This is a genomic window from Motilimonas pumila (assembly GCF_003596335.1).
Taxonomy (GTDB): domain Bacteria; phylum Pseudomonadota; class Gammaproteobacteria; order Enterobacterales; family CBDFNC01; genus Motilimonas; species Motilimonas pumila.
Genome location: NZ_QZCH01000001.1, coordinates 397,691 through 416,963, shown reverse-complemented (window position 1 = coordinate 416,963; position 19,273 = coordinate 397,691). Strand labels below are relative to the sequence as shown.

Here is a 19,273-nt window from a genome sequence, read left to right as displayed (position 1 = left end):
TTACAGTTTCACAAAGTTACACTTCTATGAAATCCAATAGTCATACTAAGGTTTTATAGTTTTAACGGCTTTTAACAGTTTTGTGAATAGCTAAAGCAATATAAGTAACGACTGGCTGGCAAAAAGATGACGCGGGTCAAAGTCAACAATTTTAAGCTAACTCAAGTATTTACCTAAGTTAGCTTAAATCGATATCAATATGGATAAGGTTTAGTCTGGATAGTTGCTAATGAGTTTAAATTTATTGGTTTCCATCAAGCACTCACAGTGACTAAAAGCTTGTTCAAAAAGCCCTTCATAACGTAAAAATTTATTCGCGACTATGATTAAACGGCCGCGGATTTTTAAGTGCTCCCTAGCTTGTTTAATCAAGGTTTCCGGCGCGCCGTAGTGGGTATTGAGGCCAGCATGAAAGGGCGGGTTTGAGACGATGGTGTTAAAACGCCCTGTGACGTTTGAAAAAACGTCAGACGCGATAACGTCGGCACTGAGCTGATTTTTGGCTAGCGTTCTTCGACTAGACTCTAATGCAAGGGCGCTGACGTCTGCGAGAGTCAGCGTAAGGTTATCATTTTGGCGTAATAAGAAGCTGGCAATTACCCCAGCACCGCAGCCAACGTCTAATGCATTTCCTTTTAATGGCGCGATGTTTTCCAGTAGCAACTGGGTACCGACGTCTAGTTCATTGGCGCTAAATACCCCAGGCAAGCTCACCACGGTGAGCGCACACCCTTTAATATTGATGTCGTATTCTGATAACCAATTCTCTAAGGTAAATTCTGGTACAGGTTGCGTTAACTGTTGAACGAGCAAGCTGCATCGACGAGCGCTATCAATTTTTACCGTTTTACCGCCGTATCCAGCCAGAAGTTTATCAACAGATTTTATTCCGCCGCGATTTTCACCAACAATGTATAGGTGACCATCGGCTTTTAAGTGCGGCATGATATTGGCCAGTAAATAAGCAATTTCAGCTTTTGCTTTGGGCAGATAAAGTAAGATTGCGTCGACTTTATCACTGCTTGTAGCGTTATATTGATGCTCAAACTGTACCTTTAACTCTAGCTTCTGAAGAGCTTGAAAGCTTGGATAGTCGGTGGTAAATATTTGCAAAGAAGCGGTATGCTGCGCCAGTTGTTGGCAATAGGTGTCTTCAATGGCGCCGGCCACTAAGACGTGCTTATCGGTAAATTCGGCCAAGTTTCTCTCGACCACTTGGCTTGGGGGAAGCGCAGTATTGCTGATTGCAGACATAGAATATTCTTAAACGGTAAATGTTGGCGCTAGTATACCTGAGGCAACACCAAGAAACAGCTTTTGCAAACGCGCATAACTTTGCCTCTGGCAAGTGAACTGATAGCTGTCACTCTTTGCATCTATTGGCTAGATATTATGGCTTTCTATGTGCTGCACGAGGAGCTCTGCCACTTGATGGCTTAGCAGCATGCTGTCGAGCTGTTTGGGTTGGTACTGCGCATGTTTTACTTGATTTAGCCAATCCGCTAATAATGCGTTAAAGCCCCGTTTGGTGAGGGTGGGTTGCCAATCATCAAACCCTATCGGTTGCAGTCGATTTTCTTGACTATGAAAGCCTTGGCGCAAATTATCCAGTTGCCAATACTGGTTATGTGCAAATGCCTCCACCCGTTCGAAGGTATGCCCTGCGGTGCGGTTCATGACGCCACTCACTTGCATTCCCCCTTGTTGCCACTGGATCTGAACTTGGGCCAAACTGTCTTGCTGCATGCGGTAACTAATTGATAAATCAGGCATGCTTTGAGTGTGGCTGTAATGTAGTAGGCTATCAATAACGTGAATAAAATCATCAAAGATGAAGTCGCGTACGTTACCGACTAAATCATGGCGGTGCTTTTGCCATTGTAATTGCTGCAGAGGTTGTGCTTTTAAAGGCTGAAGCAAAGGAGCGTAACGGCGATTAAAGCCGGTAAATAAAGGTACATTATGGGCTTTGGCGAGAGCTGCAAGTTGCTGGCATTGCATAAAGTTATCAGCCAAAGGTTTGTCCACAAAAGTTGCAATGCCCAGTGAAATAGCTTGGCTTGCGAGGGCGAAGTGGCTGCTTGTTGCACTGTGGATCATCACAGCGTCTGGGGCTGTTGCCAACGCTTGCTGGTAATCTTGGTAGCAATGGGATACCCGATATTGCTTAGCAAGACGACTAAGGGTATCAGGGTTGCGGGTACAGAAAATAGGTGAGATGTCAGGATGTTGACAAATTAGCGGCAACCAAGCTTTTTGCGCAATGTCGCCGAGTCCAACCACCACAATGGACTGTGTATCGTTTGTTTGGGGCATGATTAGGCTCTCAAAAAAAACCACAGAACTGAGTCTGCGGTTTTCTACGCTTAAGTGCAAGAGCTATAGTGAAGGCTAGTGGGCGACTTCAGGTAAAGGCTTATGTTGCGTGCCCATCAAAGTATAAATAGTGGGTAATACAAACAAGGTAAACAGGGTGCCGATACTTAGGCCGGCACAAATAATGATACCTATATCAAAGCGTGCAGCGGCGCCAGGACCTGTTGCCAGCAGCAGAGGAACAAGACCTGCAACCATTGAAATAGTGGTCATTAAGATGGCCCGTAAGCGGACTTTAGCAGCTACTCGAATCGCTTGAGTGCGGTCATCGCCGTGTTGAATTTGCTGCTCTTTTGCCACTTCACACATCAAAATACCGTGCTTAGTGATCAAGCCCACTAGGGTGATCAAGCCGATTTGGGTATAGATGTTCATGCTGCTCACGCCCCAGCCCATCACCAAGAGTGCACCGCAAATTGCCAATGGCACGGTAAACATGATCACAAGAGGGTCTTTCCAGCTTTCAAACTGCGCAGCCAATACCAAAAAGATGATGGCTAATGCCAGCACAAAAGTCATGTATAGCGCACTGCCTTCTTGAATGTACTGACGCGATTCACCCTTGAAGTCTATTTCAAATCCACGGGGCAATACTTCGTCTGCGGTTTGTTGTAAAAAGGCAATGGCATCCCCCATGGTTTTACCCGGCATCATGACTGCACTCAGTGTCACCGCATTCGCTTGATCCATTTGCACGAGCGCTGCAGGTTCGCCATTAATGGAAAAATCAATTAAGTTACTTAAAGGCACCGATGCACCTTTAGGAGTGCGAACATAATATTGGTCCAGTTTCTCGGGAGTTAAGCGGTCTTTTCGAGCCACTTGAGGCACGACTTCGTAGCTGCGACCATCAATGTTAACGTGATTGATATAGCCGTCACCCATTAAGCTGGCTAACGTACTGGCGATATCTTGCATGGTTACGCCATAAGCGCCGGCTTTGTCGTGGTTCACGCTGATACTTAAGCGGCCGGTTTCGAATTTTAAGTCTAAGTCTGAAAACACTAATAAGCCGCTGGCCATGGCCTTTTGTTGAATGGTTTGCGCCAAGGCTTGCAAGGTTTCATAGTCGCTGACCCCTTTGATCACGAACTGGATGGGAAAGCCACCACCAGCGCCTGGTAACACCGCCATTGGGAAGGCAATCGCGTTAACGCCGGCAATGTCTTGCGTGGCTGCTTTGAGATCATTCATGGTTTGCGTAAGGCTTTGCTCACGATCTTCCCATAGCTCCATTCTGAAAATACCAAGTGATTGAGTATTACTGGGCACACCCGAAATCATAATGGTGCCGGCTACGTCAGGGTGTGCTAATCCGCGCTTGCTGATCTCTTGTGAGTAAGCATCTAGGTAGTCAATGTTCACGCTGGGCGGCGCATTTGCGATCATCATTGCCGCACCTTTGTCTTCAGCCGGTGCCAGCTCTTGCTTACTGATGCTAAACAAGGGGTACAAGCTAGCCATCACGACCAAAGCGAATAAAATGACTGCGCCACGGTTGCGAAGTGTGCCATCAAGCATTTTGAGGTAGTAGTGATCGAGGCGGTCCAAAAAGTGATGGATACCTTGCTCAAGTTTATTGTGGTTACCTTGCTGACTTTTTAAAATTTGCGCGCACATCATAGGTGATAAAGTCAGCGCGACGATGCCGGATACGACTACGGCTCCGGCAAGGGTTAACGCAAACTCTTTAAATAGTGCCCCAGTCAAACCGCCAAGTAAGGCGATAGGAGAGTACACCGCTGCCAGCGTTACCGTCATGGAAATGACGGGCACGGCGATTTCGCGTGTGCCGGCAATCGCGGCATTAAAAGGGCTTGCGCCTTGGCGTAAGTGACGGTCGATGTTTTCAACCACAACGATGGCGTCATCGACCACTAGGCCAATTGCTAAAACCATCGCCAGCAAGGTCAATAAGTTGATTGAGAAGCCAAGCATTTGCATGGCTAAGCAAACGCCGACTAAAGACAATGGAATTGCGATCACGGGGATAATGACTGCCCGTAATGAGCCCATAAAGAAGAATATCACCACGACGACGATAAATGTGGCTTCTAAGATGGTAAACAGAACTTCATTAATGGAAGACTCGATGTATTCCGTGGAGTCATATACGAGCATCATTTTGATGTTATCAGGTAAGCTGTTTTCTACTTCAGGTAAGATGTCTCGCATCGCTTTAGCGACGGTTAGTGGGTTAGCCGTTGGCGTAGGATCGATGGCCATCATGATGCTGTTACTGCCATCAGAACGCGCTTTGCTGGTTTGCCTTAACGCGCCAATTTCTATCTCTGCTATGTCGGTTAAGCGGACGATTCCTTGCGGGCGGCTTGCGACAATTAATTGTTCAAACTCATGTTTGCTGACCAAACTGGTATTGGCTTCTACGTTAATGGCTTTGAAGCGGCTTTTCACCTGACCAGGTGCTGCGCGAAAGTTATTGGCTTGCAGCGCACTGGTTACCTCTGCTGCAGACAAGTTGTGAGCAGCCAGTTTATTAGGATCAAGCCACACACGAATAGAAAGTTCTGGGCCCCAAACATTGGCTTTTGACACTCCGGCTACCGTCACCATTTTAGGTTGCGCGGTCCGCTTTAGGTAATCGGCAATCTGGGCTTGGTTCAAGCTATCTGAAGAAAATGAGATGTACATGATCGACGTTGATGAACCGGTAGAGCGGCTTACGCTTGGATCTAATGCTTCCTTTGGTAGCCTTGCACGCACGCTGTTAACCTTCGACATAATCTCGGAAAGGGCGGCGTCAGAATCGGAGCCTATTTTCATATAAGCCGTAATAGTGCTATTGCCCATTTGGCTTTTGGACTCTAAAAAGTCCAAGTTGTCAGACTCAGCAATCGCTTGCTGCAATGGCTGGGTAATAAAACCTTGGATTACCTCTGCTGGCGCACCATAGTAAGCGGTAGACACTGTAATGGTGGTGTTGGTCAGCTCGGGGTATTCACGAACTTGTAGCTTACTGATAGCTTGTAAGCCTAAAATCAGCAGCAATAAGCTGATAGATACCGCGAGAACTGGGCGGCGAATAAAAATATCGGTAAATTTCATCAGCCTGCCTTAGTCTCTTGAAAACTCAGCGTTATTGTTGATAAAACTGTCTTCAACAATTTTCACCTTGGCACCATTTTGCAGCCTAACTTGACCCGCTGTTACCAAGGTTTCACCGGCTGTTACACCACTAGCGACCAAGGCATAATCGCCACGTCGCTCAGCCACTTTGATGGTTTTTTGTCGCACTTGATATTGCGTTTCATCATCCTCATCACCTTCAGCAGGCAAGGTTTCAACCACATAAACTGATTCACCATAAAGGCTAAAGCTAATGGCCCTGAGTGGAATCACGACCTGATTGACTAACTCAGGCTGCCTGACGTTTAATTCTGCGTACATGCCTGAGCGCAACAGTTGATCTGCGTTAGGGATTTCAGCCTGCAACTGAATCACTCCGGAGTCGATATCAACCGTGGGTTCGATGGCGCTGATAGCGCCTTCAAAAGCACGTTCAGGGTAAGCATCTGTTGTGATGTCTATAGTTGCGCCAATGGTCAGCTTTGCCAGTTCTTTTTGCGGCACAATAAAGCGGATCAGCATACGGTCTAAATTTTCTAACCGAGCTATTTCATCACCCGATTGGAGGTACTGCCCGAGATTTACTTGGCGAATGCCGATCACGCCGTCAAAGGGGGCGCGGATCTCGCGCCGCTCTATGGTCGCTTTCAGCGCCAAAATTTCAGCTTTGAGTGAACTAAAGTTAGATTCTGCTTCATCCAATGCCCCTTTCGAGACAGAGCCTTGCTGATACAAAGAGCGTGTGCGCTTTAAGGTATTACTGATTGCCGGTAATTTTGCTTCAGCGGCAGCTAAGTTCGCTTTTTCTACCTTGGTTTCCAGTTCCAGCAGTAATTGGCCTTGCTCGATAGTATCACCGGAAGCAAAGTGGATTTTGTCGACGATCCCTGATACCTGAGTCGCGACCGTGACCCCTTGATAGGGTTCTATAAAACCGATGGCGGGTATTTGTGGAGTCCAGCTCTGGGGATTGATCTGGGTCACTTCAACGGGTAAAGCAGGCAGTTCGCGCTGCGCCATAAATTCTGCAATTTTTTGCTGTTTAAAAAGGTGAAAGCCAAACACGCTACCAAATAATAAGACGCACAAGAGTACAGAGAATACGTACCACTTTTTCATAACACGCTCCAAAAGTAAGCATAAAAAAACCCAGTGCAGCGCTTAAATGATCAAGGCTAAATTGCCCCAGGTAACGCTAGATCATAGATAAGCAAGCTGAACGACTCCTTAACAAGATTGGTAAAGAGTGGATTCTTGACGCGAAAGTTGATATTGCGAGATGAAATTTTGGCTTGGTAAAATATAACTAATACTTTAATTTGATCTGTATAATGGAAAGTAGTAGTAAAGACTGATATTTTATATATATTTGATAGAGTTTGGATTTATTGATTTTCATTAATTGGTAGCATTTTAGTCTATAAATTAACCAGTCGAGAGCCTTGAATGAAAGCAGGATTAGCGGTGCATGAGATTAAGCAGCTGGCTTTGCCTCAAGCTTTAGGTCCTTTATTGATACCGCAGTTTCAAGTGTGTCATGTTGTTGAAAACACCACACTGTATCGTCAGGGAGACAGCTGTACAGGCTTATACTTTGTATTGTCGGGATTACTTTCATTGTCAGTGCAGTCGGCGAATGGCGCGCATTCTTCCATTAACAGCTTAGGTGTAGGTAGCTGGTTTGGGGATCTCGGTGTGCATGATGGCTTGCCTCAGGCACATACTTGTTTGTGCCTTGAAACTGCCAGAGTGGCCTTTTTGCCGGCTAAAAATATTCAGTTACTGCTACAACAAGAGCATGACTTTGCAGTGTTTATGACTAAGATTATGGCGCGACGGCTACGTACTTGTTTTAACCAGGTAGCGACCAGTCGATTAACCAGCCTGCCACAGCAATTAGCTTTACAACTGGTTAGCCTCGCGGTTAAAAACAGTGCTGGGGTGGCAGAAGTGAAGCTCAGCCAGCAAAATCTTGCTGACTTGTTAGGGGTGTCGCGATTTAAAGTACAGCGTGAATTAAAGCCTTTTATTGCTTCTGGTTGGATTTTGAGCCGATATGGCACCATTGAGATTTTAGAGCCGAATAAATTGTTGCAGTTTGCTGATAGCCAAGACTTTATTTATCAAACCTCGGACTCTTGTAGCTAAAAAAGCTGGTTAACGTCGAGCCGCAAGTTATCACAGCTTTATCATAAAATAGCTATTTTTATGCTTTATTAAAGCAGATTGTGCAAAGTGCACAATCTAAAACGATTAACTGAGTTAAAGTTAAGTCCCGGTTGAAGCCAAGGCATCTAAAAAATTGCTTATAGTTGCGTGTAAGTTCGTGTCCGAAATTTCACTGGGTTTAGGGTAAGCAGTGAGAGAGATTAACCCAGCCGCTGGTTAAGCGGCTCTTTTTTTCACTTCGGGGGCACCCCACTACTCCCACGGAAGGGAGTTGCTTACCGCATACTGCCGCAACATCAACAAAACTCATTCCTTAATGCTATGATAGCACTCTAAATTCCGTAATCTTACAGGATGGTACATGCCACGCCTACAGCAGCCTAAATGGTTAATTTTGGCGGCCAGTCTCTGCTTATTTTTCAGCTTTCTTGCTGCGCTTTCCGTTGGTTCTATGAGTTTGAGCTTATGGCAAAGCGGCCAAGGTTTAGCAACGCTACTGACCCCTTGGCAATTTGGCGATCTTTCTAATATGCAATTAATGGTGCTGCAGAACCTGCGCCTGCCGAGAGCTTTGTTAGCCGTATTTGTGGGAGCCAATTTGGCTTTGTGCGGCGCTTTATTACAGGGGTTACTGCGTAACCCCCTTGCCGACCCGAGCATTATTGGTGTTTCAGGTGGGGCCGCCTTTGGCGCCGCTATTGCCATGTTTCTGGCGGGCATTGTTGTGCCACAGTTGACTCCTTTATGGCAAGAGTACTGGGTGGCCAGCTTTGCATTTACAGGAGGGTGTTTGGCCACTTTTGCGGTATACCGAATTGGAACCGGCGCCAATGGCACTTCGGTGGTGGTGATGTTGCTTGCGGGGGTTGCTATTGCCGCGCTGGCTGCTGCAGGCATTGCCATTCTGACTTACTTAGCCGACGACGCTTTGCTGCGAAATATTACCTTTTGGCAATTGGGCAGTATTGCCGGGGCGAATTGGCAAATGGTGCTGCTAAGTGGTTTTGCGAGTTTATTATTGTTGCTTAGCGTGCCCTATAGCGCGAAAGCGTTAAATGCCATTTTACTGGGGGAGTCGGAAGCTCGTCATTTAGGGGTAAACGTGCAACAAGTGAAAACACGCTTAATTATTATAACGGCTTTAGCGGTTGGTATCGCAGTGGCTACCAGTGGCATGATCGGTTTTATTGGCTTAGTTATTCCACATTTAATCAGGCTTTGGCTAGGCGCGGATCATCGTTACTTACTTCCACTTTCTGCTTTGTTGGGAGCTTGCTTATTACTATTAGCCGACGTAGCTGCTCGTGTTGTGATTGCGCCGGCGGAATTACCTGTAGGGGTAATCACGGGTTTAATTGGTGCTCCATTTTTTATATTTTTATTGCTCAAGCAACGCCGGTTTATGGTTTAGATAGGCTTGTAAACAGGCGTAATCAAGCAGCATAACTGCTTGTCGAGTAACCGAGGTACCAGATGACTCAAACAGTAGACCAACACGGTCAGATTTTATGGGACTTTTTATCCGAAGAAAGTGAGCTCAAACCTGCCAGTTGTATCATAGTGATGGGCTCCATTGACACTCGCACCGCTGAACGAGCTGCGCAGTGTATGTTATCAGGCTTGGCGCCCGTGGTTGTGTTTTCAGGTAATTGTGGTCGTAATACCGAAGGACTTTTTCAGCAAACAGAGGCCGAGCTGTTTGCCGAAAAAGCCGTCTCTCTTGGCGTAGATCCCAGTCAGGTATTGATTGAACCTAAGGCCACCAATACTGGTGAGAATGTGAAATTTGCAATGGCATTGTTAGCGGAGAAGGGCATTGCCGTTGATAGCGTTATTTTGGTACATAAGAATTTCGCCACCAAACGTGCTTACGCTACCTTTAAACAACATTTTGATGGCATTGAAGTGATGGTGACAGGGCCGAGTCTCACTTACCAAACTTACCCCAATGCTATTATCAGTCGTGAACTGTTTCTGCATACTTTAGTCGGGGATATGCAGCGCATGAAACTGTATCCTGAACTAGGCCATCAAATGGCGTTAGAAATTCCTTCAAATGCTTGGCAATCTTATTTAGCATTAAGAGATTTAGGTTATACCGAACAAATAGTTAATTAACTTTAAGGCGAATGTATGAAACGGAAATCTGTAGGCATAGTAGGGGCGGGGAACGTCGGTGTTGCAGGGGCGTTTGCGATTTATTTGCAACAGCTGTGCAGTGAGATTGTATTGGTAGACCTGGATAAAGCGCGAGCGGAAGGCGAGGCGTTAGACCTAATGCATGGCCAGGGTGTGACGGGACGAGTAAAAGTAAAAGCCGGTGAGTTTGCTGATTTAGCGCTTTGTGACGTTATTGTCGTGACCGCAGGGGCGGCGCAAAAACCGGGTGAAACGCGTTTAGATCTGCTAAATAAAAACGCCGCCATTTTCAAAACTATCACCGCAGAGTTAGATCAACATGCTCCTAATGCTGTGATAGTGATAGCGTCTAACCCGGTGGATGTGATCACTTATATTTTCCAGCAGTTATCCTCACGACCTCATTCCAAAGTCATTGGTACCGGCACTGTGCTGGATACCAGCCGCTTAAAAACCTTGCTGGGTGAACATTATGACGTTGATCCAACGTCTATTCATGGTTATATCTTAGGTGAACACGGTGACTCTGAATTTGCAGCTTGGAGTACCATTAATATTGGTGGCGTGCCAGTGGTGGGCAATGAGGTGCTGGGCAAAGCGTATGACCAACAAGTCATTGAAACGCTTTATCACGAAGTGAAAGATGCTGCCTATAAGATCATTGCAGGTAAAGGCTATACCAATTGGGCCATTGGCGTTGTCATCGCTAAAATTGTACAAGTATTGTTCTCAGATCGCGCATCCATTCACCCTATTAGCGTGCGTTTACAAGGTGAGTATGGTATTGAAGACGTTTGCATCAGCGTGCCAGCTAAAATTGGTATCGGTGGCGTTGAACAGTTAGTGGAACTTAACCTGTCGAAAGACGAACTGAAAAAGCTTCGCCAATCAGCTGATATCCTTAAGAAAAATTTAGCGTCAATCGACTTAAATTAATATTTTATATCAGCCAAATTGTCATTATCAAAAAGCCAAGCAATGCTTGGCTTTTTATTTGAGGTCATTACGGTGGTTAAGCTATTTGCTGTTTAATGACAGTATTGGTTTTCTGACTTTTTTCAACATCGACAAACTCAGTGCGTCCAATGTCTTGGTTATACCAGAGAACACGTGTGCCGTAGCCTTGATTACAGGTTTTCTTGAGCATGTCAAAAAATACCGCTTCTGATTGCGCTAAGTAGATGTCTTCGAGCATCTGCATAAATGAGAAAATCGCTTCACTAAAATATTGCGCTGTGCAATCCATGGGCAACATCAGCTTGAGCCTGATACTGTCGTCCCCGCGTTTAAGGGTATACACCACGCTGCAATGCATGGTGAAAATAGTATGCTTTGGCGTGCCATCTTTGTTCATTAGCTGAAACGGCGTCTCAGCTTTTATCATGACTTGATATAGTTGCTCTTCTACCCAACCACGAAATGCCTGCACAAAAGCTTCATCGCTGCTTTCTACTTGGGTTTCATAAAAGGGTTTAATGAGTTCCATCGTCACGCCGGTAGGCAGTAGCCAGTCAAGTCGAGCTAACACGCCGGTCGGGCAGTAAGTCAAAAGTTTGGCTTGGCAATGCATCCGATGCAAGTCGGCAATAAGACTTTTTAGTGGCTTGGGATCTGTGTGAGGAAGAGCTTTAAATTCAATATTTAACATCAGCGCCTCATATCGTCATTTAAGTATCTACAAAGGAAAAAAAAGCACAGCATGTGCTGTGCTTTTTTTGACTTGGTTTAGATTACTCTAAACAGATAACCAATGCTGCTTTATCTTGTCCCCATGTGATAGGGATAACAAAAGATCGGATATCTTTTGGCAGTTTAATATCTTCAAGCTGACCTTTGACAATAACAGGTACCGAGATAACAAACTCAGGACCTAGATCACGACGAGCGTTACCAGATACTGTGTTAGCTACTTCACCTACTACGTCACATAGGTTGTCGTCTTCTAAATCATCTTCTCCCAGCGCTTGTAGCAATTTTGCTAACAGGCGGCCTGGCGCAGAGAAGTAAACACAACCTTTACGAGCGCCCGCGATACCGATAATACCCGTGTAATCAAAAGCAACTTTGGTGTTGTTTTCGATAAGGTACGGTACGCCAACATCCACTTGTTGGCCCGCAAATGTGCTAAAGAAATATTTAGTGCCTTCAATAAATACCTGTAACTGTTCTTCTTTCATCCTAATTAAATATCCTCTAGCAATTGTTCAAATGCATTATTGAGTTCATCTTCCGTAAATGGTTTACAAATGAATCCTCTAGCACCGATTGTTAAGGCCTTAATAGCAGTGGCTTTATCAGCAAGGGCCGAAACAACTAAAATACGAGTATCTGGCTTTACTTCCAGAATTTTTTCAATACTCTCGATACCATCCATTTCTGGCATGGTTAAATCCATTGTCACTAAGTCAGGCTGAGTCTGTTTAACTAATTCTACAGCCTCAAGGCCATTACAAGCGCTGCCTACTACATCAAGATCGCCAACTTTATTGCTGCGTCTTATTTTGCGACGAATGATATTAGAATCATCAACTATTAACAACTTCATGCTCAACCTGATCTGCTCCAATCTTGTCTTCAGAATATGTCTTAGTCGTCGAAGTTACCTTACCTGGTAAGATAATTTCAAAACGACAACCTTTGTTTTGTTTGTAGCTTAACTTCATCTTACCGCCAGCATCGATAACCGACTGCTTGATAACATCTAGGCCTACACCACGACCCGCATGCATCGAAACGCTGCCAGCTGTAGAGAAGCCAGGGTGGAAGATTAAGTTTAAGATCTCGCCGCTTGATAGAGCTTCAACTTCTTCAGCTGACATCAAGTCGTTTTGCACAACGTGGCGCTTGATCTTATTAACCGATAAACCGGCACCGTCATCAATGATAACCAGTGAGTAGTGACCAGCATCAGTTTGGTTAAAGCTGACTTTCACAGTACCTTGTGGCGACTTACCAAGCTCAACACGTTGGCTCGGTTGCTCAATACCGTGTACTACAGCGTTACGTACCAGTTGCACTGCAACTTCGCGGATCTTACGAGTATAAGCCGGTGGTACTGTGTGGCTATCCAGGCCTTGCATAACAAGGTTAACCATTTTCTCTTCATCATCGGCAACACGTTTAACCAATGTTGAGATTTCAGAGAATGATTGCATCTCGTTATTGTTACTAGAAGCCGCTTCACCGTGCTGACCACTGATGTTGGCTATTTGCTCGCTCAGTGTTCTTAGACTGCTGATTTGCGTAATCAATTCATCCAGTTTTACGGTAAACGGTAGGAAGCTGTTACCTGTGATTTCATCACTGTTACGGATGTCCGTCAGTACGTCTTCCATTTCATGGGATTTTTTCTCAATCGGCGTAACGTCTAGTGCGGCTGCATCACCCTTGATTGAGTGAATAATACGTTGGAACTGCAGTACATTATTCATGTAAGCCTTGTGGTCTTGATTTGAAGACTTTAATTCTTCGTTAATCAAGTTAATACCGTCATTGGCTTTATCAAGGAAGTCGTTGAAAGAAGACTTATCTATGCTCAAGATGCTCACTAGGCTATCTACTTCACCTTTTGCTTTTGTCTTCGCTTCTTCAAGTTGGTTCTCTAGCTCAACCTCAATAGTACGATCCATTACCGTTACCAGTACGTGAGATACTTGCTTGTTAACGCGTACACGGTTGAATTGGAAGGATAGATATTTGGTTTCAAATAAGCCAGTGCTACCAAGAAGGTTAACTTCGATCTGCTTAAGAGGGTTTAAGCTGTCAATTAAGTTCTCGTTAACGTGCTCTTTAAATAGAAGGGCGATGTAGTCTTCCGAAAGTTGTAGTTCATTGTCTGAAACCATGTCTTTCAATAGTACCGCTAACTTTTTGCCGTCTAAATCTTCACGGCCAAAAATGCTAACCAGCTCTGAAGAGTATTGCGAACCAATGATCAGTTTTTCATCCAGTAGGAACAGGCCTTCTTTTACTGTACCTAGGATTTCAGCATTTTCTTTTTGTGCTAATTCTAACTGTTCATCGTTCGATTTTAGGCTTCGAATGAAGATAAAGATGATAACGAAGAAGTTAAGTAGTGCGGCAAGTGTCGCGCCAGATTCCACATACTGTAGCATCTGCGTCTTTTCGTTCGCTTGTTTTTCCATGAAGTTAGTCAAGTCATCCATGGTTTTTTGCAGAAAGCTGTTAGTCTCTTTTACGATAGCGATAGATTCGTGAATATCGAGAAGCGATACATCTTCATCCCCATTTTGAATAATTGGGCCCAAAGTTTCACGATATTGTTGCCAAATTGTCAAACCAGCATCAACCGCAGCCATACCCGCTTCTGATGATACAGGCGATACTGTCATTAGGTCGCCTTCGTTATTTTTTGGCACTTCGCCGCCTTCTTTAAACGCCATCAAGGTAACGTCGAATAACTCGTAAGTATCAACAAACTCTTTGAAGTTTTCTTGTGGCTCAAGGTTTACGGCTAAATCGTCTTGTAATTCGTATAGCGATTTCAGTAATCGCTGAGTTAACATCCCTTGTCGGCCGGCTAAGTTAACACTTTCTGTTTCTGACTGGATCTCTTTAGAAACTATGAAGTTAAGTGCTAATACACAGACGTCCAAGACAAGAAATAGAGCAATTGCAGCAACAATGCCGCGATATTTACCCAAATCGCGCAACAGCATTATTTGACTTCCTTATATAAACTACCAAGTATGGATAATCTCTTAATAAACAGCGACTTCACTATGAGTTAATTAAGAGTGTCCTTTTAAGTTGGGGGAGCATAACATGACCAATAGATAATGCCTAGAGTCAGCCTAGCGCTATGTGAGCTCTAGCAAATAAAGGCTTCGCCGTGTATTTTTGCTTTATCTTTTATTCACGTTTAGCTAACAAATTGAGTAAATTTTTGACTCCGTTTGTAGAGGATGATTCCAACATATCGACCTCAACGCCTAATGCTTGCTCTATCTTATCAAGCGACTCACCTTGAGAGAACGCTTGATCTAAGATTTTTTTCAATACTATTTGGTCTATTTCTTGCCCACTTTCTATTATTTCAAACATTTGATCAATTAACAGATCCAAAGAGCTATTTGCGGTTTTGGGAAGAGAAAAATGCATAAATGACCTCGTTATTCAACTGGGATAAATAAGCTAAGTAAGCAATTGTGAGTGTTCACTTGCTCTCCTTGGCTTTATTCATTATTCTGCCAAAAAGCACGTCTTGTTACACGTGTTGCAACTAACGAAAGGACTAGTTTGGCAATGAATGTATCTGAATACATGCAAACCTTGGGTCAGCAAGCCCGCCAAGCAGCTCGCCATATCGCAGCGGCAAGCTCTGGAGTAAAAAACCAAGCGCTACTTGAAATCGCAAAAGCCTTGGATGAAACCCGTGATTATTTGATTGCTGAAAACAGCAAAGATCTTATTGCGGGAAAAGAAAAAGGCTTAGACGATGCCATGGTCGATAGGTTGGCGCTTACTCATGCGGGTATCGATGGCATGATTGAAGGCCTGCGTCAGGTTGCGGCATTGCCAGATCCTTGTGGTGAAACCACAGATTTAAAATACATGCCCTCGGGGATTCAAGTGGGTAAGATGCGTGTTCCTCTTGGGGTGATTGGTATTATTTACGAGTCACGTCCTAACGTTACGATTGATGCTGCCAGCCTATGTTTGAAATCTGGCAACGCTACGATTTTACGCGGGGGCAGTGAAGCCATTCACTCTAATCAAGCGGTGGCAAAATGCATTGAAGTGGGGCTTGCTAAGGTAGGCTTGCCTGCCGCGACAGTGCAAGTGGTTAAAACCACAGATCGCGCGGCTGTAGGCGAGTTAATTACAATGCCAGATTACGTCGATGTAATTGTACCTCGGGGCGGTAAAAGTTTGATTGAGCGAATTTCACGGGATGCATCAGTTACTGTGATTAAGCATCTGGACGGTATTTGTCACGTCTACCTTGATGACGAAGCGGATTTAGACAAGGCATACGATATCGCAATCAATGCAAAAACCCATCGCTATGGTGTTTGTAATGCGATGGAGACCTTGCTGGTGCATCAAGGCATTGCGGCTCAAATTTTACCGCGTTTAGCACAGGGATATGGTGAAAAAGGCGTGGAGCTAAGAGGCTGCGCACAAACTCAAAATATTATTCAATGTAAATCCGCGACAGAAGAAGACTGGGCGACAGAGTACTTAGCGCCTATTTTATCGATTAAGGTTGTTGCCGATATTGATGAAGCCATGACCCACATTGCGCACTTCAGTTCAGCCCACTCAGAATCCATCGTTACGCAAAACTACTCAACGGGGCGCCGCTTTATTACTGAGGTTGACTCAAGCTCAGTAATGATAAATGCATCAACGCGATTTGCTGACGGTTTCGAATACGGTTTAGGCGCTGAAATTGGTATCTCAACCGATAAAATTCACGCCCGTGGCCCTGTAGGGCTAGAAGGCCTAACTTCCCAAAAGTGGATTGTGTTAGGTGATGGCCATATTCGCCAATAAGTAGAAGTGGATATTTGGCTTACTCTTAAGTGGCCTAAGCGATTAACTGACAAGTACAAAAAAGGCCTGCAATAGCAGGCCTTTTTGTTACCTTAATCTCGTAAGATTATTTTAGGTAACGAATTTCAACACGCTTGTTTGCTTGCTGACCTTCTTTAGTGTCGTTGGTCGCGATAGGTTGGTCTTCGCCGTAACCTACAGCTGTGATGCGATGTGCTTCAACACCTTGTGAAATTAGGAAGTCTTTAACAGATTCAGCACGTTGTTGAGACAAAGTTTGGTTGAATTCTGCGCTACCTGTGTTTGAAGTGTGACCCGCAACTTCGATGTTTGCGTCGTTTTGTACTAGACGAGTCGCTACCGCTTCTAGGATAGTTACTGACTCACCAGTTAGTGCTGCAGAACCTTCGTTGAATACAACGCCAGGCATGTGCTGAACTTTAGAGTAGATGTCTGATAGGTCGTTTTTGAACTCGCTTAGGTTAGGAGTACAGTTTTCTGCGTACTCTTGACGGTACATTTCAGCATCGTTAGCTGCTTGCTCTGCTGCAGCGTAGTCTGCTGAGCGCAGTTTGCCGTTTGGCGCACCGTCTAGTAGGTAATGTGCTTTTTCATTCGCTTGAGCACCTTTGTGCACAGCAATAATACATTTACCTTCGTTGCTTGACTCGAAAGTGTTTACAGTTTGTTGGATTGGCTCAACACTGCGTGCAGTAGAACAACCAGCAAGTACAGCAACAGATACAGCAGTTAGGATGACTTTTTTCATTGTATTTCCCTTCAAATTTTTTATTGGAACCATTTATTAGCCAGACTGACATCTCACCACTCTGACAAAAAGAGCTGGCTATTTAAAGTTTTAGGCCAGCAATTTCATATATGCAAATATTTCAAACAAATATCTACAAAAATTTCATATTTATTGTGCGATGTATAACACTTAGTACGCAATATCATGAAACCAATATTGTTTTTGGGTTTTAGTTACACTTATCACGCTTATCAGTTCAATCGCTCTCCCTGTTCGTTAAAACGGGCACTTTTCTACTGAAAGATTACCATCGCATATAAATATGAACCTAATGTTAAAATAAAATTATCAATAATGCTCCTATTTGTTTGATTTTTTTATGATCGTAAAACGGAGTCAAATAATGCTCTGATGTGACTTAGTTAGAGTTTTGCTGATCGTTATCAATATATTGTTCAAGGAACTGGTCAAATCGCCGATGACCTCTATAACTTATAGTAAGTAGACCGCACGCAACACACTTATCATCGGTTGTATATATAGGATAATAAGGATATATAATGACGTTAAAGCTTAAAGTCTGGGTAATGGCTGCACTTACCCTAGCCGCCTTACTGGGCATGATGTTGGTGGGGCTGTTTACCATGCGCGCCGCCAGTGACCAAGATAACCGCGATCGCATTTATCAATTGCTACGCAGTACCTTCTCAACTGTCAATCAAATTGAGCAATACGTTGCCGATGGCAAAATGACAGATGAGCAAGCTAAAGAATTAGCCGCGCAAATTCTGCGTGAAAATAAATATAAAGATTCTGAATACGTTTATGTGGCTGATAGCGACATGAACTTCATTGCCGCTCCTCATGACCCTCAATTACATGGCACTAGCTTTCATGACTTCAAAGATGGCTACGGCAAAAGCGTGGGGCAGATATTGCAAAATGCAGTGGCGTCGAATCCTAACGGTGTCGTAGAGTACGAGTGGACTTCTAAGGGCCCTGATGGCGAGATTGCAGACCTATTATCGATAGCCCAAGTCTCTAAACGTTGGGGATGGGTGGTAGGCACAGGTATTCGCTCGACAGAAGTGGATGCCAGATTTTGGTCATCAGCAAGGCACCAGTTAATTATCTGTATTGTGATGGCGGTTCTGATTGGCTTCTTCATTATTACGACTATCCGCAAAATTATCAGCGACCTGGGCGGTGAGCCCGAAGAGGTACTGGCGATGGTTCGAGCGGTGGCTGATGGTGATTTGTCCAAAGAAGGTTCGCTGTCGTTAGAAGACGTCGATGAAAACAGTATTTATGGTTCGGTCATTAAGATGCAATCCTCGTTGCGTGGAATTATGCACAGCGTGAGTTCGGCAGCAGAGGAGCTAAGACGTGAAGCGAGCAGTGCAGACCAACGCTCAAGTCAAGTTGACCGCGTGTCTGATACCCAGCGCTCTGAAACCGATATGGTTGCGACATCAATGACAGAGATGTCTTCTTCAGCGCGTACTGTAGCGGAAAGTGCAAATAGCGCGGCGGCTTCTACTCAAGAGGCGGATGCAGAAGGTCAACGTGCTCAAAATATCGTACTGACTTCGGTTAGCTCTATTGAAGGCCTGGCGACACAGATTGATGAAGCGGCGCAGGTCATTGGTGAGCTAGGTCGTGATGTTGATAACATAGTGTCGGTATTGGACGTTATCCGTGGCATCGCTGAGCAAACTAACTTATTGGCGTTAAACGCGGCCATTGAGGCAGCACGTGCTGGTGAACAGGGTAGAGGCTTTGCGGTGGTAGCAGATGAAGTTCGTAATCTTGCCAAACGTACCCAAGACAGCACTGCTGAAATTCAGCAAATGATTGAACGTTTGCAAAGTGGCTCTCAAAAAGCAGTGCATTCAATGGAAAGCTCAAAAACGTCAAGTGTTGAAACCGTGACCGGCGCTCAAGAAGCTGCCGAAGCATTGCAACAAATAGCAGACTCACTGGGTACGATTACCGAGATGAATCATCAAATCGCCAGTGCTGCAGACGAGCAGACTAAAGTGGGTGATGATATTTCACATCGTATCAACTCAATTGCTGAGAGTTCCCATGAAGCTGCTGAGCTTGCTCGTGAAAACCGTGACTCAACCAATGTCATTATTGATTTAGCCGATAACTTAGAACAACAAATTAACAAATTCAAAGTCTCGTAAGGCTTATTGTTTAACCAAGCTGTTGCTTTTTAGGCCTGCT

Annotated in this window: 16 protein-coding genes; 6 read left to right on the top strand and 10 right to left on the bottom strand. The window is 44.6% G+C overall.

All coding sequences use genetic code 11. The annotated features are described in order from the left end of the window. Window positions 1–210: 210 nt before the first annotated feature. The 4 genes from rsmC to D1Z90_RS01895 form a co-directional block, all read right to left on the bottom strand. The gene (rsmC, locus tag D1Z90_RS01910) at window positions 211–1,254 is read right to left on the bottom strand and encodes a 16S rRNA (guanine(1207)-N(2))-methyltransferase RsmC (RefSeq protein WP_119909034.1); all 1,044 of its coding nucleotides are present in this window, start codon (window positions 1,252–1,254) and stop codon (window positions 211–213) included. Between the two features lie 129 nt (window positions 1,255–1,383). Beyond that, window positions 1,384–2,316 (bottom strand): Gfo/Idh/MocA family protein, encoded by a 933-nt coding sequence (locus tag D1Z90_RS01905; RefSeq protein WP_119909033.1) that lies wholly within the window; start codon window positions 2,314–2,316, stop codon window positions 1,384–1,386. A gap of 75 nt (window positions 2,317–2,391) precedes the next feature. Continuing rightward, complete coding sequence (locus D1Z90_RS01900) at window positions 2,392–5,442, bottom strand: efflux RND transporter permease subunit (protein WP_119909032.1); 3,051 nt, start codon at window positions 5,440–5,442, stop codon at window positions 2,392–2,394. A gap of 9 nt (window positions 5,443–5,451) precedes the next feature. Next, a complete protein-coding gene (locus tag D1Z90_RS01895) occupies window positions 5,452–6,582 on the bottom strand; it encodes an efflux RND transporter periplasmic adaptor subunit (protein ID WP_119909031.1) in 1,131 nt (376 codons plus the stop codon). A 327-nt stretch (window positions 6,583–6,909) separates the two neighbouring features. Between D1Z90_RS01895 and D1Z90_RS01890 the strand changes: the two genes are divergently transcribed. From D1Z90_RS01890 to D1Z90_RS01875, 4 genes are all read left to right on the top strand, one after another. Further along, the gene (locus D1Z90_RS01890; protein WP_119909030.1) at window positions 6,910–7,611 is read left to right on the top strand and encodes a Crp/Fnr family transcriptional regulator; all 702 of its coding nucleotides are present in this window, start codon (window positions 6,910–6,912) and stop codon (window positions 7,609–7,611) included. 382 nt (window positions 7,612–7,993) lie between these two features. Beyond that, entirely contained in the window at window positions 7,994–9,043 is a 1,050-nt protein-coding gene (locus D1Z90_RS01885) for a FecCD family ABC transporter permease (protein ID WP_119909029.1), read from the top strand. A 62-nt stretch (window positions 9,044–9,105) separates the two neighbouring features. Next, window positions 9,106–9,750, top strand: a complete 645-nt coding sequence (locus tag D1Z90_RS01880) for a YdcF family protein (RefSeq protein WP_119909028.1) — start codon at window positions 9,106–9,108, stop codon at window positions 9,748–9,750. Window positions 9,751–9,765: 15 nt separating this feature from the next. Next, window positions 9,766–10,707 (top strand): L-lactate dehydrogenase, encoded by a 942-nt coding sequence (locus tag D1Z90_RS01875; RefSeq protein WP_119909027.1) that lies wholly within the window; start codon window positions 9,766–9,768, stop codon window positions 10,705–10,707. 76 nt (window positions 10,708–10,783) lie between these two features. On the opposite strand, the gene D1Z90_RS01870 is transcribed toward D1Z90_RS01875, so the two are convergent. The 5 genes from D1Z90_RS01870 to D1Z90_RS01850 form a co-directional block, all read right to left on the bottom strand. Beyond that, window positions 10,784–11,419, bottom strand: a complete 636-nt coding sequence (locus D1Z90_RS01870; protein WP_119909026.1) for a hypothetical protein — start codon at window positions 11,417–11,419, stop codon at window positions 10,784–10,786. A gap of 82 nt (window positions 11,420–11,501) precedes the next feature. Continuing rightward, window positions 11,502–11,948 carry a chemotaxis protein CheX gene (locus tag D1Z90_RS01865; protein ID WP_119909025.1) on the bottom strand — a complete coding sequence of 149 codons (447 nt, stop codon included), beginning with the start codon at window positions 11,946–11,948 and terminating at the stop codon, window positions 11,502–11,504. A gap of 5 nt (window positions 11,949–11,953) precedes the next feature. Continuing rightward, on the bottom strand, window positions 11,954–12,316 hold the full coding sequence (locus D1Z90_RS01860) for a response regulator (RefSeq protein ID WP_119909024.1): 363 nt from the start codon (window positions 12,314–12,316) through the stop codon (window positions 11,954–11,956). After that, window positions 12,297–14,450, bottom strand: a complete 2,154-nt coding sequence (locus D1Z90_RS01855; RefSeq protein WP_119909023.1) for an ATP-binding protein — start codon at window positions 14,448–14,450, stop codon at window positions 12,297–12,299. The genes D1Z90_RS01860 and D1Z90_RS01855 overlap by 20 nt, the downstream gene beginning before the upstream one ends. Before the next feature lie 193 nt (window positions 14,451–14,643). Beyond that, window positions 14,644–14,892, bottom strand: a complete 249-nt coding sequence (locus D1Z90_RS01850) for a hypothetical protein (protein ID WP_119909022.1) — start codon at window positions 14,890–14,892, stop codon at window positions 14,644–14,646. 144 nt (window positions 14,893–15,036) lie between these two features. Between D1Z90_RS01850 and D1Z90_RS01845 the strand changes: the two genes are divergently transcribed. After that, on the top strand, window positions 15,037–16,290 hold the full coding sequence (locus D1Z90_RS01845; RefSeq protein ID WP_119909021.1) for a glutamate-5-semialdehyde dehydrogenase: 1,254 nt from the start codon (window positions 15,037–15,039) through the stop codon (window positions 16,288–16,290). Between the two features lie 106 nt (window positions 16,291–16,396). On the opposite strand, the gene D1Z90_RS01840 is transcribed toward D1Z90_RS01845, so the two are convergent. Then, window positions 16,397–17,059, bottom strand: a complete 663-nt coding sequence (locus D1Z90_RS01840) for an OmpA family protein (RefSeq protein ID WP_158587028.1) — start codon at window positions 17,057–17,059, stop codon at window positions 16,397–16,399. A gap of 542 nt (window positions 17,060–17,601) precedes the next feature. Between D1Z90_RS01840 and D1Z90_RS01835 the strand changes: the two genes are divergently transcribed. Further along, window positions 17,602–19,233 (top strand): methyl-accepting chemotaxis protein, encoded by a 1,632-nt coding sequence (locus D1Z90_RS01835; RefSeq protein ID WP_119909019.1) that lies wholly within the window; start codon window positions 17,602–17,604, stop codon window positions 19,231–19,233. Window positions 19,234–19,273 lie beyond the last annotated feature (40 nt).

Bases quoted from the DNA above. Each gene is read 5' to 3' on its own strand.
- rsmC (WP_119909034.1), bottom strand. From the start codon at position 1,254: ATGTCTGCAATCAGCAATACTGCGCTTCCCCCAAGCCAAGTGGTCGAG.
- D1Z90_RS01905 (WP_119909033.1), bottom strand. From the start codon at position 2,316: ATGCCCCAAACAAACGATACACAGTCCATTGTGGTGGTTGGACTCGGC.
- D1Z90_RS01900 (WP_119909032.1), bottom strand. From the start codon at position 5,442: ATGAAATTTACCGATATTTTTATTCGCCGCCCAGTTCTCGCGGTATCT.
- D1Z90_RS01895 (WP_119909031.1), bottom strand. From the start codon at position 6,582: ATGAAAAAGTGGTACGTATTCTCTGTACTCTTGTGCGTCTTATTATTT.
- D1Z90_RS01890 (WP_119909030.1), top strand. From the start codon at position 6,910: ATGAAAGCAGGATTAGCGGTGCATGAGATTAAGCAGCTGGCTTTGCCT.
- D1Z90_RS01885 (WP_119909029.1), top strand. From the start codon at position 7,994: ATGCCACGCCTACAGCAGCCTAAATGGTTAATTTTGGCGGCCAGTCTC.
- D1Z90_RS01880 (WP_119909028.1), top strand. From the start codon at position 9,106: ATGACTCAAACAGTAGACCAACACGGTCAGATTTTATGGGACTTTTTA.
- D1Z90_RS01875 (WP_119909027.1), top strand. From the start codon at position 9,766: ATGAAACGGAAATCTGTAGGCATAGTAGGGGCGGGGAACGTCGGTGTT.
- D1Z90_RS01870 (WP_119909026.1), bottom strand. From the start codon at position 11,419: ATGTTAAATATTGAATTTAAAGCTCTTCCTCACACAGATCCCAAGCCA.
- D1Z90_RS01865 (WP_119909025.1), bottom strand. From the start codon at position 11,948: ATGAAAGAAGAACAGTTACAGGTATTTATTGAAGGCACTAAATATTTC.
- D1Z90_RS01860 (WP_119909024.1), bottom strand. From the start codon at position 12,316: ATGAAGTTGTTAATAGTTGATGATTCTAATATCATTCGTCGCAAAATA.
- D1Z90_RS01855 (WP_119909023.1), bottom strand. From the start codon at position 14,450: ATGCTGTTGCGCGATTTGGGTAAATATCGCGGCATTGTTGCTGCAATT.
- D1Z90_RS01850 (WP_119909022.1), bottom strand. From the start codon at position 14,892: ATGCATTTTTCTCTTCCCAAAACCGCAAATAGCTCTTTGGATCTGTTA.
- D1Z90_RS01845 (WP_119909021.1), top strand. From the start codon at position 15,037: ATGAATGTATCTGAATACATGCAAACCTTGGGTCAGCAAGCCCGCCAA.
- D1Z90_RS01840 (WP_158587028.1), bottom strand. From the start codon at position 17,059: ATGAAAAAAGTCATCCTAACTGCTGTATCTGTTGCTGTACTTGCTGGT.
- D1Z90_RS01835 (WP_119909019.1), top strand. From the start codon at position 17,602: ATGACGTTAAAGCTTAAAGTCTGGGTAATGGCTGCACTTACCCTAGCC.